This window comes from Deltaproteobacteria bacterium, assembly GCA_019912665.1.
Taxonomy (GTDB): Bacteria; Desulfobacterota; GWC2-55-46; order GWC2-55-46; family GWC2-55-46; genus UBA5799.
This window is the reverse complement of the sequence record JAIOIE010000008.1, coordinates 328,729-345,648: the sequence shown is the minus strand read 5'-3', so window position 1 is coordinate 345,648 and position 16,920 is coordinate 328,729. Positions and strand designations below refer to the sequence as shown.

Sequence of the window (16,920 nt, the reverse complement as noted above, 5' to 3'; positions counted from 1 at the left end):
GACATACTGCTGGTCGTCCCAGTTGACGAAGTCGAAGCCGAGGGAAGGGAGATAGAGCGCGAATGCGGCTATCGCGGATATGAGAGCCGCAAGGAGGATAAGCTTTATAGGGTAATTTTTTTCCTGCATTCCTGATCCAGGCGGTTTTTATCGCAGGCTGTCTTTTCCGGCAGGACTGCTTTGGCTTTAACTGCCTGCAAGTTTTAAAGAATTTACTCGGGACAGTTCATCAGTCAGCCAGTATATCATTGAGGGGTTTTTGTTTGCAAGGCGGCTGCCACCCGGGATTTTTTTTGTGTTTATTAGGGCGTTTCGCATGATATATTATGACGATAAAGGACCGAGGAGAGACTCCGCCCCGGCCGGGGCGCGAATTCGCTTATGACCGTTCTGAGGACCCTTGCCGTATGGCTCCTGGGCCTGCCCATCACCATAGCCCTTTTCATTCTCGTGCTCTTATCCCTTCCGTTCGGCTGGGGCAAGGCGGTCCATTCCATCGGGGCCTTCTGGTCGAGGGTGGTGCTCGCGCTCTCGGGCGTTAAAGTGAACGTAAAGGGAACGGAAAACATCCCTGCGGGCATGCCGGTGATATTCGTCTCCAACCACCAGGGCGCCTTCGATATACCGGCGCTCCAGGCGTTCCTGCCCGTGCAGTTCCGCTGGGTGGCCAAGAAGAGCCTTTTCAGGATACCGGTCATAGGCTGGAGCATGAGCCTTGCCGGGTATGTCGGCATCGACAGGGACAACCCGGCGGAGGCCATGAAGAACATGGAAGAGGCCTCGGAGAAGATAAGGAACGGGACTTCGGTGCTGATCTTCCCCGAGGGCACGAGGTCCGGCTCTGCTAAACTACTCCCCTTTAAGCGCGGGGCCTTCGTCCTCGCCAAGAAAAGCGATGTCCCGGTCGTGCCTGTCGCCATAGACGGCACTTCGGATATAATGAGGCGGGGGGGCTTTCTCATAAGGCCCTCGCGTGTCAGGATAAGGATAGGTAGGCCAGTGGAAACCGGGCCTTTTGACGAGAAAGAGCTCCGGAACAGGATGAAGAAGGATATAGAGGGACTTTTGCAAGCCGGGGCAGGAAGGCCCTGAGCAGGAATTTTATGGGAGAGCCGCTTAGGATAATCCCGCTCGGCGGGCTCGGCGAGATAGGCCTCAACATGATGGCCATCGAGTACGGGGATTCCATCATCGTCGTTGACTGCGGCCTGATGTTCCCGGAGGACTACATGCTCGGGATCGACATAGTCATCCCGGACGTGAGCTATCTTAAAAAGAACCGCGAAAAGGTAAAGGCCTATATCATAACCCACGGCCATGAGGACCACACTGGCGCCCTGCCTTTCATCCTCCCACAGGTCGACGCGCCGGTCTACGGCACCGCCCTCACCATCGGGCTCATCGAGGAGAAGCTCGAGGAGTTCGGCCTCGCCAAATCGACCTTATTCGAGACAGTCCGCCCGAGGGACAGGGTATCCATAGGACCATTCGACATAGAATTCATACGCGTGAGCCATTCGATAGTGGACGGCTGCGGCCTGGCCATAAGGACGCCGGTCGGCACCGTAATCCATACCGGGGACTTCAAGATGGACCAGACCCCGGTGGACGGCGAGGTCATGGACTACGCCCGGTTCTCCGAGTACGGGGAAACCGGGGTGCTCCTTCTCATGTCTGACTCCACGAACGTCGAAAAGGAGGGCTATTCCCTCTCCGAGCGGGAGATAGGGAAAAACCTCGAGGAGATATTCAGGAGATGCGAGGGGAGGATAATCGTCGCCGCTTTCTCCTCCAACATACACCGCATCCAGCAGGTCATCGAGGCTGCCGCAAGGCACAAGCGCAGGGTGATACTCAACGGCAAGAGCATGGTCGCCAACGTGCGGATAGCCCACGCCCTCGGCTATCTCAAGTACCCGGAAGGGCTCATGGCCGACCTCAAGGAGATAGACTCCATCCCCCACGACCAGGTCGTGCTCCTTACTACCGGGAGCCAGGGCGAGCCCATGAGCGCCCTTACCCGCATGGCAATGGACAACCACAAGCAGATAAAGGTCCGTAAGGGCGATACCGTCATCCTCTCCTCGAAGTTTATCCCCGGCCACGAGAAGGCCATATCCACCATGATGAACCACCTCTACAGGAGAGGCGCGGACGTCATATACGAGAAGGTCTCCGAGGTGCACGTCTCCGGGCACGCGAGCCAGGAGGAGTTGAAGATAATGCTCAACATGGTGCGCCCGAAGTATTTTATCCCGGTGCACGGAGAGTACAGGCACCTGGTCCTCCATTCAAGGCTCGCCGCCAGGATCGGCATACCGGAAGAGAACGTATTAATAGCCGAGGACGGGGACGTGGTCGAGTTCGCCCCCGAGGGCGGGTTCGTGAGGGCCGGAAAGGTCGAGTCCGGGAGGGTGTTCGTGGACGGCAAGGGGGTCGGGGACGTCGGCGAGATGGTATTGAAGGACAGGAACCACCTGGCCCAGGACGGGATGGTGCTCGCCCTCGTTGCCATAAACGCCACGACCGGCGACATGGTATACGGCCCCGAGATAGTGACCCGCGGGCTGGTCCTCGAAGAGGGCAGGCCCGAGCTCATCGAGGACGCCAGAAAAGTGGTAATAGAGGCGCTGAACACATTGAATACCGAGGTCAAGACCGAGCAGCTTGAGATAAAGGAAGAGGTGAGGAGGGCTCTCAGGAGGTACTTCAATAAGACCCTGGAGCGGAAACCCGTTATACTCCCCATGATAATCGAAATATAGGCAGAACCCGGGGTTTCAAGATGAGCTCGAAAGTCTACTTCGCTGACCTTAGGACCACCCCCAGAAGAAACCTCCATGACAAGCTCGACTCCCTCCTTCTGAAGGTCGGCATAAGGGAGAGGTTCAGGAAAGGGCACCTGATCGCCCTTAAGCTCCATTTCGGGGAAAAGGGCAACGCCTCTTACGTAAGGCCCGTTTTCGTAAGGAGGATCGTCGAGCGCGTAAGGGAAACAGGCGCAAACCCCTTCCTTACCGACACAAACACCCTTTACGTAGGGACCAGGGGCAACTCCGTCGACCACCTGAGGACGGCAATCGAGAACGGCTTCGATTTCGCCGTGGTCTCCGCTCCCCTAGTCATAGCCGACGGCTTAAGGGGCGCCTCCGGAACGCCGATAAGGGTAGAAGGGAAGCACCTCAGGGAAGTAAGCATCGCGAACGAGATAGTCGCCGCCGACGGGCTTGTGGTGGTGACCCATTTCAAATGCCACGAGCTTTCCGGATTCGGGGGCGCATTGAAGAACGTCGGCATGGGGTGCGCAAGCCGCGAGGGGAAGCTCGCGCAGCACTCGAACTGCTCCCCGGTCGTAGACCCCGAAGGCTGCGTTGCCTGCGGCGACTGCGCCGCCGCGTGCCCCTCAGGGGCCATAATGGTCGGGACCGCCGCGGTAATAGACCAGGAGGCCTGCATAGGATGCGGCCACTGCATCGCCGTATGCCCGGAGGGTACAATAAAGGTAAGCTGGGACGAGACAACAGGGAGGCTCCAGGAGAAGATGGTCGAGCACTTCGAGGGCGCCGTCAAGGGAAAAGAGGGCCGGTGCGTATATATCTCTTTCGTGACCCAGGTGAGCCCGGCATGCGACTGCTACGGCCATAACGACGCCCCCATAGTGCCGGATGCCGGGGTACTGGCCTCTACCGACCCCGTGGCTATAGACCAGGCCGCGGCGGACATCGTAAACGGAATGGAAGGCTTCAGGGAGAGTGCCCTCCGTAGCGGGCACGGGCCCGGAGGCGACAAGTTCAGGGGGGTCCACCCCTCCGTAGACTGGGAAATACAGCTCTCATACGCCGAGAAAAGAGGGCTGGGATCGAGAGAGTACTCCCTGGTTAAAATCTGATCTTACAAGTTTGGCTGCAAGCCGGATGGAGCGGAAATGGCGGTAAAGAAGATAGGCGAGCTCCTGGTCGAATCAGGGCTCATAACCGAGGAACAGCTCGAAGAGGCCCTTGCCGCAGGCAAGGAGAACAAGGGCACCAGGACCGGCGCCCTGCTTGTAAAGCTGGGGTACGCGACAGAAATTGACATAGCCCAGACCCTCTCATACCAGGTCGGGATTCCCTTTATGGACATGGCTTCCACGACAGTGGACCCGGAGAGCCTTAAGCTCGTTAGCGAAAAGCTTGCCCGGAAGTACCTCCTTGTGCCGCTCTACCACGACAAGAAGGTCCTGAGGATCGCCATGGCTGACCCGTTGAACCTCAATGCCATAGACGACCTGAGGTTTTCGACGGGCATGGAGATACAGCCCTTCATCGCCACGCTTTCGGACATCAACGCCGCGATATCGAGATACTATCACCTGAACGAGCCCATGATGGATGAGATACTGGGCGATTTCAAGAAGGACAGGTACGTCGAGATATTCCATGAATCCGAATCGAGCAGGGACCTATCCGAGCAGGTAAAGAAGTCCGCCGCGCCGCCCATCATCAAGATGGTCGATTCCATACTGATACACGGCTTCGACAACAGGGCGAGCGACATCCATATCGAGCCGCAGGAGAAGGGCGTGAAGCTCCGGATACGGGTCGACGGGCTCATGCGCGAAACAAAGCAGCTCCCCAAATGGGTGCAGGGGCCGGTCGTTTCGAGGATAAAGATAATGGCGAGGATGGACATAGCCGAGAGGAGGACGGCCCAGGACGGCAGGTTCAAGGTGCGGATCGGGGAAAAGAGCATGGACGTCAGGGTCTCGTCTCTCCCGACCCAGTACGGAGAGACCATAGTCATGCGGCTCCTCGACCCCAAGGCCGCCATGATAGACATAGAAGGCATAGGTATAGGGAAGAAAGAGCTCGAAAGGGTGCTCGACATCATAGAGCGCCCCCAGGGTGTGGTGCTCGTGACCGGCCCCACCGGCTCGGGCAAGACCTCGACCCTTTACGCCATGCTGGCCCGCATAAAAAAGGAAGAGATAAACATTATAACCATAGAGGACCCCATAGAGTACGAGCTCAAGGACGTAAACCAGGTCGCCGTGAACGACAAGACCGGCCTGACCTTCTCGTACACGCTGAGGTCGGTCCTCCGGCAGGACCCGGACGTGATCCTTGTCGGCGAGATGAGGGACGCGGAAACGGCTACGATCGCCCACCAGGCCTCCCTTACGGGACACCTGGTCTTCTCGACTCTCCACACGAACGACGCGGTCTCCTCTATAACGAGGCTCCGTAATCTCGGCGTGCCGTCGTACATGGCGGCATCGGCCCTGAACGGCATAGTGGCCCAGAGGCTCGTGAGGGTGATATGCAAAGGGTGCAGGGAGGAGTACACGCCGACCGGGCAGGAGATACGGAAGGCTGGGCTCAAGTGGTCCGGGAAGAAGCTCTACAGGGGCGCGGGCTGCAACCTCTGCGCCGATACCGGCTACTCGGGGAGGACCGGGATATTCGAGATAATATCCGTAAACAGCACGATAAAGAACCTCATAGCCGCTGAAGCGCCGGAGCGCGAGGTCGTTGCGGCCGCCCTGGAAGAAGGCATGACTCCGATGCACATGGACGGGCTTAAGAAGGTCGCTTCAGGCATAACGACGCTTGAGGAACTCGCAAGGGTCATATACATGGGCAAGGAAGCGGTCTGCCCGGCCTGCCTCAAGACCGTCCCGGCCGGGACGGATAAATGCCTCGAATGCGAGTCGGACGAAAAGGCCGCCTTATGCCCCTCGTGAGGCAAAAAGCGGGAAGAGGGCTGGGTAGCGTGCCCCTGGTGCGCGCACGAGTTCGCCGCCCCTCTTTAAGTCCTGAGAAGGTCTGGCCACGGTCAGAGCCTTTCTCCCCGCGTCCACTCCGTTATACTGGTTTCCTATGGGAGCAGGCCTTTTTGGTTTGCGGAAAAGTTCCACTTGTGATATTATTCCGCAATCCAAACGTGAGGCGCGTTCAGGCGGGGCCTTCCCTGAGGTACCCCCTTGTATTTAATGCTACTGATTCCGAATCTGCTGCCGCGAGATGCTGAGATCCTCACTGACCATAGCGCTCTTCCTTGCCTTCTTTCCGGGCTCCGCAAGCGGAGATCCCTTTTCAATGGAGCCGGCCCCGGCAGACAGGCCGTTTCTCGAACAGAAGAGAAAGCCGGGCGAGATAAAGAAGGACAAGTACGGGCTACCGGACCCCACCCCTGACGTAATCTCCCTTACGCATCTTCCCAAGGACAGATACGATTTTGTCGACTGGGCCGAGGCCATCTCATCCGGGATCATCGCGCCGAAGGGTTCTATCGACGGCTCCCCGCCCAGGCTGGCTCCGGCAGACAGGGAAAGGTTCGACGGGGATATCCTCATCAGGTCCAAAAAGGAATTCATGCCGGATGTGCTCTTCCCCCATTCGGCCCACAACGACTGGCTCAAGTGCTCCACCTGTCACCCACGCATATTCGCGGAGAAGGCCGGGGCGAGCCGCATCACCATGACCGGCATTTGGAAAGGCAGGTTCTGCGGCGTATGCCATGACAAGGTGGCCTTTCCGACCAGGAACTGCTTCAAATGCCATTCCGTCCCAAGGGAGGCGGCCCGATAAGAGGCCGCCCTGAAGGAGGGCTCAGGTGCCGTACGGTAATCTCTCAAAAAGAGAGCTGGTAAGGATACTCGAGCTCATCGAGCTTTCCCAGAAATGTTTCGGGCCTGAGGACCTGAAGAAGCTGATCCTCGACTCAAGGGACCTCTTCGGGGCCGAATTCGCCGTGTGCGGCCTGCTTGAGCCCGGCAGGCCCGTCATAACCGGTTTCGTGAACGGGAACTACCCTGAAGAATGGGTAAGCCGTTACATGTCCTGCAATTACCAGGGCGACGACCCGGTCGTCCGGTTCCACTCGAATTTCGCCGTCACCCAGCTCTGGTCAGACGTCTTTAAGCGCTACAACGACCCGAAGTCCAGGGAGCTTCTCAAGAACGCAAGCGATTACCGCATAAAGCACGGTGTGACCGCCTCGGTCTACGTGCCGGACATCGACAAAATAGCGGTTTTCAGCTTCTCCGATTCCAGGGACGTCTTCAAGGACCGCCATAAGAAGCTCGGAGACATACTTGCCGCCCATCTGCACGGGGCGCTGGTAAGGGCGATAAGCCCTTCGCCTGCGATCGACATAAGCGAGTCTTTAGGACCTGAGCGTGAGCTAAAGGAGGGGCTGGATGGTTGACTACCGGAAATTCTCGAAAAAAGAGCTCACAAACATCCTGGACGTCATCGACTCGGCGCTGGCGTGCAGGGCCGAGGAGGACCTCCGGGGCCTGCTGGACAGGATAAGGGGGCTGGTCTCCGGCGACTACGGCATCTGCGGCATGGGAAAGGGTGACCAGAAGGGGCTCTTCGCGCCGCCGCACATAGTAAACCTGAATTACCCCATGGAATGGCTGCAGATATACGGCTCGAACCAGCTCTATTTCCAGGACCCCATAGTGCTCCGGAACCTGCAGACCCCGGGCTCCCAGATATGGGACGAGACGTATTCGCTATTCGGCGGCAAGCTTACCGATCTTTTCATGTCCTCGAGGGACTTCGGCATATCGCACGGCGTGAGCGGCGGGATGTACGCGCCCGAGTCGAAGACTACGACGCTCTTCTCTTTTTCGGGAAAAGGCAAGTGGTTCCAGAAGCACCAGAAGGAGATCCTCGATGTGCTCTCCCCGCACCTCCACCAGGCGCTCCTCCGGGTATGCAAGACCCTCAGCAGGGACCCCCGCGTGGACACGCTCTCAGAGAGGGAGATAATAAGGTGGGTCAAGGCCGGGAAGACGAACTGGGAGATATCGGTCATCCTCAATATAAGCGAGAGGACGGTCAAGTTCCACGTGCAGAACATAGAAAGGAAGCTCGACGCGGTCAATAAAGCGCATGCTGTTGCAATACTGATGGAGCATGGACGACTGGAGTAGACATCCAGCCGAGGAACTCCGGGCGCCTCCTTCCGGCCCTCTCCTCGAATTCCCGCCAGTCGAGCACCACTATGCCGGACATTACGCCTTCTCCGAGGGGCTTGAAAGGCGCGAGCGGCACGAACGGGAAATACCTCTTGAGATAGATGTAGTACCGCTCCTCTATTATCGTCACCAGGTGCCTCCTGTCGTTCACGAGGCACCAGTTGTATATGGCCTTGTAGAGGAGATGGGCGAGGCTTAAGCCGCCGACCATCTCCTTCCGCATGTCCTTCCTTACGCAGATCCTCGTCGATTCCGCCATCTCTAGCGTTTTCCTGAAACCGCCTTCAGGCAGAAGGCACGCGAATTCCTTCTCGATCATGTAGGGCCGGGGCGCGGGTATGAGACGCACGTAGCCGATGAGTTCGCCTCTTCCGGTAAAGACGCCTATGCCTTCAGCAAAGCCGTCATAGTCGTCCCTGTCAGACCCGTCAGGGGAGACAGGAACCCAGCGGAGCTCATCCCTGAATACCTGGTGGCGGAGCTCCATTGCCGCCTGGACCTCCTCGGGCGCCGATACGGGTTTTACGATGAAGCCGCTATCTTCGAATATCAGTTCCATGCCCCCTTTTTAGCAGGGAGTGGCAGGGCCATGTAACTGGCAGGTATGTCAGTTCACTTTTACGCGGCGTAGTTGTAAAATAAAAAGTTTAATTCCGGGACCCCTGTACCAAAGTCCAGTGGGACCGGGGCGGGTAAATGTTGTATAATGCCGCCGTTCCGGTGTGAGGGAAGGCAGGGCAAAACCCGGTACTTGAGGCGTACAGGCATCCTGAAAGGAGTTTGTATGGACGCTGATTACAGGAGGTGCCGTAAGTCCGCTTTCAGCGCGCTCCTCGGCCCGCATGGGCTTGCGGAGTTCTGCAGGGAGCGTCTTCTGGAGCTTATAGTATCGTACGCCGCGCCCCGGAAAGACCCGCGGGCCGTCTCGGAGAGGCTCTTGAAGAGGTTCAGGGGCATAAGGGGAGTGTTCGACGCCTCTCCGGAAGAGCTGAGGACGGAAGGCTCTCTCGGGGAAGACGGCATAGTCCTCGTTAAGCTATTCAAGGAGATGGCGGGCGCCTATCTCAAGGAGCGGACAATCGGGCAGGATACTGAGGCAGGCATGGCGGACCTCCTTGACTATCTTTGCCTTACGCTCTCCGGCGAGAGGGTAGAGAAGTTCCTGGCGGTCTACATGGGGTTCAGGAAAGAGATCATCTCGATAGACGTCCTGCACGAAGGCACGATAAACCAGACCGTCGTATATCCGAGGAAGGCAATAGAGATGGCCTTCAGGCACAACGCCCGGTCAGTCATCTTCGTCCATAACCACCCGAGCGGCGACCCCACGCCGTCGAGCCAGGACAGGCAGCTTACAAGGGTCCTGGACAGGGCCGCCGCCGCCGTCGACATACTGGTGCTTGACCACCTGATAATCGGCAGTGACAGGCACTGGAGCGCCAGGGAGAACGGCTGGTCCATGGGGCTTCCGTTCAACTGCATCGCCGCAAGCCCCTGAGGTCGCCTTAAAAGGCTGCTGAAAAATCCCAATCTGCTGCGTCGTCTTCAAAATTCGTCATTGCAGCGTACAAAAATTTACGCTCATTCCCCATTTTTCGACTCCTTGCATCTTGAGCTTTTTGAGCAGCCTTCGTAAGAGTCACGACGTGAATAAAAATGCTCACATATTGACATATATGCTCCGCTTTTATTCCCGGCCTTCCTTGATTAAGGGGAAAAACTCTGATTTTTTGGTTTCCTTAAGCATGGTGCCCTTAATAAGAGTCTACGCTTGTTCAATCCGACCTCTTCGATCGCTCGAGCGCCTCTGAGACCGCTCTCATGAGGCTTGAAACCGAATAGGGTTTCGGGAGGAAGCTATAGCCCTTCTCTTTAAGGAGCGGCCTGGTGGTCTCCTCGGCGTATCCGCTCGTTATCACAACCGCCATGTCAGGCTTCCTGGTAAGGACCTCCTCGGCGAGGTTGAAGCCGCTCTTGTCTTTCAGGACGAGGTCCGAGAAGAGGAGCTTAAGATCCGGTTCCCTCTCGAACGCCTCAATCGCCTCTTTCGCATTCCCGGCCTCGACGACCCTGAACCCGTTATTCGCAAGCGCGGCCTTCGTGAACTCCCTTACCGGCAGGTCGTCCTCTACCAGCAGCACCTTTTCACCTCTGCCTTTCAGGTGCTTCCCCTCGCGCGCCTCTTCTCTTTCGCGGCGCCTGAGGACGGCCGGGAAATAGATCCTGAACATGGTGCCCTTGCCGGGCTCGCTCTTGACCGATAGCCAGCCCCGGTGCTGCTTTACTATGCTGTAGACTATGGAAAGCCCGAACCCGGTCCCCTTGCCTGCCTCCTTGGTCGTGAAGAACGGCTCGAATATCCTGGGGAGGAACTCCCTTTCTATTCCCACGCCGGTATCGGCCACGGTAAGGCAGACCGCCTCTCCTTGTCGCGCATCCGGAACGGCCTTGGCCCGGCGCTCGTCGATTACGACGTTTTCCGTTTTTATCGAGAGCGTGCCCCCTTCCGGCATGGCGTCCTTCGCGTTCAGGGCGAGGTTCATTATGACCTGCTCGATATTGCTCTCGTCGGCCTCAATGGTCCAGAGGTCCGGGGCCAGGTCGGTCGAGATGGTTATGTCCTCCCCGATTATATGGCTTATCATCACCAGGAGCTCCTCGACGAGCTTGTTGATGTTGAGCGGCACGAGCTCAAAGGGCTGGCCGCGGCTGAAAAGAAGGAGCTGCCGGGTGAGCTTTGAGGCGAGCATCACGGAATTGATTATTCCGTCCACGCGGGGGTATGCCGGGTCGGTCTTTTTCATTTCCTCCAGTGCCAGCTCGGCGTTCCCCCTTATCGCGGTGAGGATATTATTGAAGTCATGTGATATCCCGCCTGCGAACCTTCCGATGGCCTCCATCTTCTGCGACTGGCTGAGGCGCGCCTGTATTAGCTCCCTTTCGCGCTCGGCGCGCTTCCGGTCGGTTATGTCCCGGACCATGGCCGTGAAGTGGAGCACCCCGCCGAGAGTGAAATTATTGAGGGCGAGCTCCAGGGGGAATATCTCGCCGTTTTTCCTCACGCCCTCGTATTCGAGTATCATGCCCTGTACGGTGCTCTCACCGGTCTTGAGAAACCTTTCAAGCCCCTCTTTATGGGCCTTCTTGTACTTGTCTGGAACGATCACGGAGACGTCCTGCCCGATGAGCCCTTCCCTGGGATATCCGAATATCCGGGCCGCGCTCTCGTTGCAGTCTATTATCCTGTCCTTCGCGTCGGCTATGATAATGCCGTCGAAGGCGGTATTGTGGACAAGGCGGTACCTTGTCTCGCTCTCCTTCAAGGCCAGCTCGGTCTTTTTCCTCTCGGTTATGTCCTCGCCGGAGCTCAAGGTGCCCGCTACAACCCCGTCTTCCATCAGGACGGCGTTATGCCACAGGACGTCCCTTTCCTCGCCGCTTCTCGTCATTACAGGGTTCTCGAAATACCCCTCGGCCTCCCTGCCGGCCGAGATAAGCCCGTCGAACTCGAACCGGACCTCTTTTCTGAGCCTTGCCGGTATGAAATTCTCCACCCAGTCCCTGCCGAGTACCTCTTCCTCCCTGTACCCGAGCGCCTGGCAGGCGTTCCTGTTTATTAGGCGCACCTTCCCGTCCCGGTCAAGTACGACCACCATCACCCCTGCGACTTCGAGGTACTTCTGGAACCGGTCCCTTTCCCTCGAAGCCGCCCTCTCGGCCTCCGCGCGCTTTTCTACGAGCGCAATGAGCGGCCTGAATATGAAGTAATAAAGGATGGGGGAGAGGATAAGTACAAGGAGCGGGGCGTCTATGAAGATGGCATGGACGGGCTCCAGAAAGTCCCTGTAGAAATAGAGGAGCAGCATTATCAGGATCTCGACGAAGAAGACCGACAGGACAAGAATCAATATTATCTTCATCGGCGAGTAGGTCCGGGCTTCCGTCTTCTGCTCTGGCCTGCCCTGGCGTGAGGTCTTCTCTTCCATTTTCCTTTTCCTGGATAAATATCCTTGGTTACCGATGGGGGTCGAGGTCCTTCCCGGCTGTTTATCCCTCTTCGGCGTAATCGGAAGATTTACGCGCGGCCTGTATGTTAATCCGCCCCCGGGAGGGAAGGCGGAAGGCATGAACTAAATATTCTGTATTTCTTGGCTTTCGTCAAGCTTGACAGGCCTGAATATCGGTGTAGATTCAACATAATGCATTTTAATCCCCCCTAAAATAAAGAAGGAGAGCGGTATTATGAGAAAGGCCGTATTTTTTTTGCTTTTCGCCGTTGCCGCCCCGTCGGCAGCGTTCGCATACCCGAACGGCACACCCATGTACCTGACAGATACCGGCCCGTTTTGCGCATCGTGCCATTCCGCAATGAAGGCCGAGTACATGCCGGAGGTACCTCCTGATTTAGCGAAGATCGAGGGGCCTCTTGCCAAGCACTATGGCCTTGTGCGCGCCAAACTGCCGCCCTCTCCTTATATAGAGCTTACGGATGAGGAGAAAGAGGAGGTCATAAGGGTCGCGAGGCTCATAGATTCCCGGTCGTCTGTGACTATTTCGGCCCCGGAAAGCGTAAAGGCCGGGGCCGAGATGATTGTCGAGGTCAAGGCGAGGGGAGGAAACGGCCCGGTAATCGGCATCATGCTCGTGGACAGGGCCCTGAGGTTCCAGTCCAGGCCGGTCTCATCCGCGGGATGGCAGGTGATGGGCGAACCAGAGGTCAGGGGGCAGGACGGCAAGCCCCAGAGGAGCTGGTTTGAGAAAAGGTCCGAGGGCTTGCCAACGAACCTCAACTATGTGGCCATAGAGGGGCAGAGCTTCGACCTGGAAAGAGACAGCCTCCCGGGCGGCACCGTCACTTACAGGCTAAAGGCGCCGCTTTCGCCCGGCGTCTACACGCTGGCCGCCGCTTTCCTCTACGGAACGGAAAATACGGATAAGGCGGGATTCTTCCAGAGGCCTTCGGGCAGGATACTTTTTTCCGAAGAGATAAGGATCAGGGTCGAATGAGGAGGGTCCAGGGGAGCGCGCATAAAAAAATCATTTACAGGGCGGAAACCGCTTTTTTTCTATTTACACCGGACATGATTCAGGTTATCCTCGTGCCCATTATTCCGATAGTTCCGGCATCTTGCCTGGTTTTAAATTAAATCCTTTTTCGGAGCAGTCCGGCAAAGGATTTTTTATATAAGGGAGAATATATGTGCCTACGGGTTTTGCGAGGTGAAGTAGGCCCCTTGGGAAGGAGGCGGGTGAATCCTTTCAGGGGGGTTTGAAAAACCGTTGCATCAGGATTTTGCCAGGGTCAGTTAAACCAGAAGCAAAAAACTTTCAAAGGAGAAGAAAATGAAAAAGCTCGGATTCGCTCTCGTAGTAGCACTCTTCGGCCTCTCGACACTCGTGACCGCCTGCCAGAGGCAGGAACCGGCCCAGGAACAGCCGGCCCCGCCGGCAGCTGAGCAGCCCGCTCCTCCGGCCGACCAGCAGCCCGCTCCTCCGGCTGACCAGCAGCCTCCTGCCGACCAGACCGCTCCTCCGGCTGAGCAGCAGGCTCCGGCCCAGAACTAAACCCGACCGGCGGCCTCAAGCCGCCCTGGTCTCTACCGAAAACGGCGGATCGGAAGGGGGGAGACCCCCGGAACATCCGCCGTTTTTTTTCAGGCTGCCGAAAAAGCCCAAGCCGGTTCCGGTCGCGTTTCGTACGGGCCGCAGGGACAGGAGGCCTGCATGGAAGAGAAAGGCGTCTATATAGCGACTTCCGGATGGCAGTACGGCCACTGGATCGGGCCGTTCTATCCGGAGGATATCTCAAAATCGAAGCTCTTTGAATTCTACTCCACCCGATTTGATACCGTCGAGGTAAATAACTCCTTTTACAGGCTCCCCGAGAAGACCACCTTCGCCCACTGGAAGGAAAAAAGCCCCGAAAAGTTCATTTTCGCCCTCAAGGCGAGCCGCTTCATAACCCATGTGAAAAGGCTCAAGGACCCGATAGAGCCGGTCAGGAACTTCATGGACCGCGCCGTGGTGCTCGAAGAAAAGCTCGGGCCCATCCTGTTTCAGCTGCCTCCCAGGTGGAACCTTAATACCGAAAGGCTCGCGATCTTCCTCGAAGCCCTTCCGCGGGATTTCAGGTTCGCATTCGAATGCAGGGACCCGAGCTGGTTCAATCCCGAGGTCTACAGGCTCTTGAAGGAGCATAACTGCGCCTTTTGCATCTTCGATTTCGACTTCCTCCTCTCGCCCAGGGAGGTCACCGCGGATTTCATCTACATGCGCCTCCACGGCCCGGCAGGCAAATACAGGGGGCGGTATTCGGATGAAACGCTCCTGGATTGGGCCGGGTTCATAAGGAAATGGAAGGGCAAGGTCAAGGCCGTGTACTGCTACTTCGATAACGACGAGGCCGGGTACGCGGCAGCGGATGCATTGAGGCTCAAGGGGATGTTGGGCCTTAAAGGCAACTTCTGAAAATTGATCTTTTCCACGGACTCGGCGTCATGGCGTGAATAAAAATGCTCACATATAAGATATATGCTCCGCTTTTTATTCCCGGCTTTCCGGGGAAAAGGGAAAAACTCTCAAATTTTCAGATGTTGCTCTAAATAGCGCGCGCCTGCTTCTCAATGCGACGTCTTTTTAAGCATGCTGCCGTTACAGAGCTTCAAGGCACGCAGGAACTCTATTGTCCTCCTCGCGGCCTCCTCGGGCCTCCTGGGGTCGTAGAGGTCAACGGTTATGAAGCCGCGGTAAGAGCGCCTTTCGAATAGCGAAAGAAGTCCCTTGAGGTCTATTTCAGCCGTATCAGGCATGAGATGCAGGCGCTTTCTGCCCTTCAGGTCCTCGAGATGGACGTGGAATATCCTGCCGTCAAGGAGGTTTATTGTTGACTCCGGCTCCTCTCCGAGCGCGTGGCTGTGCCCCAGGTCCAGGTTGGCGCCCAGGAAGCGCGAGCCTATCTCGCTTATGAGGCACGATAGCTCGGAGCCGGACTCTATGAGGAGACCCGGCTCGTACTCAAGGCCTATGAACACCCTCTTCTCCTCGGCGTACCGCATGATGCTCTTAAGCGAGCCCTTCAGGAACTCGATACCCTCCTCCGGAGTCGTCTCGGGCTGTATCGGCCCGGAGGTCACGCTTACATTTGAGGAGCCCAGCGCCTTCGCGAGGTCTATGCACTTCCTGGTATAGTCCACACGCCATGCCCTTACGCCGGGGTCGGGGTCCGCGAGGCACGGCTCGAAGAGCGGCTCGTTGGCCCCGGATTCGTAGTATCCCCGGACGGTATTCGCGTTTATATTCGAGACCTGGATGCCGGTCCGGGCGAGGACCGCCTTGAGCCTCTTAAGCTCCGGCTCCTTCAGGGTGTGCACGTAGAGATGGGGGATGTCGGCGAGGATCTCGACCCCCTCGTACCCTGCCGCGGCTATCTTTTCCACGGCCTCGAATACGGAGTAATCCGTGAACGCGTTAGTGCTGAATGAGAACCTCATGTATGCACCCCGCTCTCTTTTGCTTTTTCCGCGTACCTGAATAGCATCTCGGCCTGCTTGTAGTAACGGTGCTCGTCCACGCCGACCGGCGCCTTGAAAAAAGAGGCGAGGTGGGTCATGGGGCCGCCCTCGCCCCTGCGCTTCGCAAGCTCCGAAAGCCTTACGAGATCGAGTATTAGGGGGGCCGCGAGCAGTGAATCGTATCCCTGCCAGATGAACTGCATGGTCATGCGGGAGCCCAGGAAGCCCCTGAAGTGGATGAAATTCCACGCGGTCTTCATGTCGTCGAGCGAGGGGACGAAATCGATGCGGACCCTTGAGTGGGGGGTATAGCCCAGGACCTTGTGGAGTATCCCGTCCTTGCTGATTATTTTCGATTCCCTGTTCTCCGGGTCGCTCAGGACCCTTCCGTCCATGTTTCCCAGGAGGTTCACCCCCTCCCAGCTCAGGACTACGAGGTTCCTGTACAGGAACATAGGCGCGAGTGCGGACTTGACGAGAGTCTCCCCGGTCTTTCCGTCGTTCCCCATGACCGGCACGCCTTTTTTCCCGGCAAGCTCTACGAGCGCCGGCAGGAGGGCGTTCGAGGGAGTGAAGTTTATGTACGGGCAGCCCTCGAGAATGGACGCATAGGCGTAGATGGCGGAAGCGCGGACCTCGTCCGAACGGTCCTCCTCGATGCATTCCTCGAAACCGTCCGGCGTCTGGTGCGAGGGCTTCGCCTCGAGGGGCGGCTCGGTCGAGGCGAGGTTCACGACGACCACGCAGTCGAGCGAGTTCTTTTCCCTGAACCCGGCTATGTCCTTCCTGAGCTTACGTGCCTGCGCTTCGAGGGTCATGGCCCGCTCTGTTGCGGCATCGGCCGAAAGGAGCTCTATCGTCTTCCCGCAGTTCGTGGTTATGCCGTGGCAGATGTTAGGCGAGACCTCGATGAGCCCGCCTTCGATGGCGGAGAGTAGCTCGGAGGGGAGTCCGGCTGACTTGAAAAGGGAGATGGCGCTCTCGAGAGGAGAGCCGGTCCTTATGTCCCATCCGCCAAAGGCCATCTCCTCGGGCTCTGCGAGCGCGAGCCCGCCGAAGTGCGGAAGCTCCGTCACCATGCCGGTCCTGTCGGAAAGTCCCTTTTTAAGGGCCAGGGCACCGGCGATGACGGCCGTCGCTATATAGCCAGAGACGCCTATGAAGAACACCCCTGTCTTACCCATTGACAGGGCGCGCCTTCAGGACAGGACCAGCGATGACGGCCAGCATAAGAAATCGTACCATCCCGGCCTCCTCTTTTTCCAGGCACCGGGCCCGTTTTTTCCATGGGCCCCTTTCGCCTTTCGGGACCAGGCAGGGCCGGTCATCTTCTTCTCTGTGGGGGGTTAAGGATTGCGTCCCGTATGGCGCTGGACCGGGACGCAGTGCTCCTGGGCTGGCTGCCGGTCAAGACCCGGCTCGGTTACCCTTATTGGATTC

The 16,920-nt window shown here is 57.6% G+C and carries 15 protein-coding genes; 11 read left to right on the top strand and 4 right to left on the bottom strand.

The window, feature by feature from the left end; translation table 11 throughout:
- The first annotated feature begins 381 nt into the window (after positions 1–381).
- From K8I01_04280 to K8I01_04250, 7 genes are all read left to right on the top strand, one after another.
- Complete coding sequence (locus K8I01_04280) at positions 382–1,092, top strand: 1-acyl-sn-glycerol-3-phosphate acyltransferase (protein MBZ0219635.1); 711 nt, start codon at positions 382–384, stop codon at positions 1,090–1,092.
- An 11-nt stretch (positions 1,093–1,103) separates the two neighbouring features.
- The gene (locus tag K8I01_04275; protein MBZ0219634.1) at positions 1,104–2,765 is read left to right on the top strand and encodes a ribonuclease J; all 1,662 of its coding nucleotides are present in this window, start codon (positions 1,104–1,106) and stop codon (positions 2,763–2,765) included.
- Between the two features lie 20 nt (positions 2,766–2,785).
- Complete coding sequence (locus K8I01_04270; protein MBZ0219633.1) at positions 2,786–3,889, top strand: DUF362 domain-containing protein; 1,104 nt, start codon at positions 2,786–2,788, stop codon at positions 3,887–3,889.
- Between the two features lie 36 nt (positions 3,890–3,925).
- A complete protein-coding gene (gene tadA / locus K8I01_04265; protein MBZ0219632.1) occupies positions 3,926–5,722 on the top strand; it encodes a Flp pilus assembly complex ATPase component TadA in 1,797 nt (598 codons plus the stop codon).
- Positions 5,723–6,002: 280 nt separating this feature from the next.
- Positions 6,003–6,569 carry a hypothetical protein gene (locus tag K8I01_04260; protein MBZ0219631.1) on the top strand — a complete coding sequence of 189 codons (567 nt, stop codon included), beginning with the start codon at positions 6,003–6,005 and terminating at the stop codon, positions 6,567–6,569.
- A gap of 25 nt (positions 6,570–6,594) precedes the next feature.
- Positions 6,595–7,188 carry an autoinducer binding domain-containing protein gene (locus tag K8I01_04255; GenBank protein ID MBZ0219630.1) on the top strand — a complete coding sequence of 198 codons (594 nt, stop codon included), beginning with the start codon at positions 6,595–6,597 and terminating at the stop codon, positions 7,186–7,188.
- Positions 7,181–7,924 carry a LuxR C-terminal-related transcriptional regulator gene (locus tag K8I01_04250; protein MBZ0219629.1) on the top strand — a complete coding sequence of 248 codons (744 nt, stop codon included), beginning with the start codon at positions 7,181–7,183 and terminating at the stop codon, positions 7,922–7,924. Before K8I01_04255 ends, K8I01_04250 begins: the two co-directional genes overlap by 8 nt.
- Here the strand turns inward: K8I01_04250 and K8I01_04245 are convergent.
- Positions 7,872–8,528, bottom strand: coding sequence for a GNAT family N-acetyltransferase (locus K8I01_04245; protein MBZ0219628.1), 657 nt, complete (start codon positions 8,526–8,528; stop codon positions 7,872–7,874). The genes K8I01_04250 and K8I01_04245 overlap by 53 nt on opposite strands.
- 225 nt (positions 8,529–8,753) lie before the next feature.
- On the opposite strand from K8I01_04245, the gene K8I01_04240 reads away from it, so the two are divergent.
- The gene (locus K8I01_04240) at positions 8,754–9,467 is read left to right on the top strand and encodes a hypothetical protein (GenBank protein ID MBZ0219627.1); all 714 of its coding nucleotides are present in this window, start codon (positions 8,754–8,756) and stop codon (positions 9,465–9,467) included.
- A gap of 277 nt (positions 9,468–9,744) precedes the next feature.
- Here K8I01_04240 and K8I01_04235 read toward each other — a convergent pair whose 3' ends face one another.
- Entirely contained in the window at positions 9,745–11,955 is a 2,211-nt protein-coding gene (locus K8I01_04235; GenBank protein MBZ0219626.1) for a PAS domain S-box protein, read from the bottom strand.
- A 256-nt stretch (positions 11,956–12,211) separates the two neighbouring features.
- On the opposite strand from K8I01_04235, the gene K8I01_04230 reads away from it, so the two are divergent.
- The 3 genes from K8I01_04230 (at position 12,212) to K8I01_04220 (ending at position 14,437) form a co-directional block, all read left to right on the top strand.
- Entirely contained in the window at positions 12,212–12,976 is a 765-nt protein-coding gene (locus K8I01_04230) for a hypothetical protein (protein ID MBZ0219625.1), read from the top strand.
- A 336-nt stretch (positions 12,977–13,312) separates the two neighbouring features.
- Positions 13,313–13,534, top strand: coding sequence for a hypothetical protein (locus tag K8I01_04225; protein MBZ0219624.1), 222 nt, complete (start codon positions 13,313–13,315; stop codon positions 13,532–13,534).
- 159 nt (positions 13,535–13,693) lie between these two features.
- Entirely contained in the window at positions 13,694–14,437 is a 744-nt protein-coding gene (locus tag K8I01_04220; protein MBZ0219623.1) for a DUF72 domain-containing protein, read from the top strand.
- Positions 14,438–14,589: 152 nt separating this feature from the next.
- On the opposite strand, the gene K8I01_04215 is transcribed toward K8I01_04220, so the two are convergent.
- Entirely contained in the window at positions 14,590–15,459 is an 870-nt protein-coding gene (locus K8I01_04215) for a sugar phosphate isomerase/epimerase (GenBank protein MBZ0219622.1), read from the bottom strand.
- Complete coding sequence (locus K8I01_04210; protein ID MBZ0219621.1) at positions 15,456–16,664, bottom strand: inositol-3-phosphate synthase; 1,209 nt, start codon at positions 16,662–16,664, stop codon at positions 15,456–15,458. Before K8I01_04210 ends, K8I01_04215 begins: the two co-directional genes overlap by 4 nt.
- Positions 16,665–16,920: the final 256 nt, after the last annotated feature.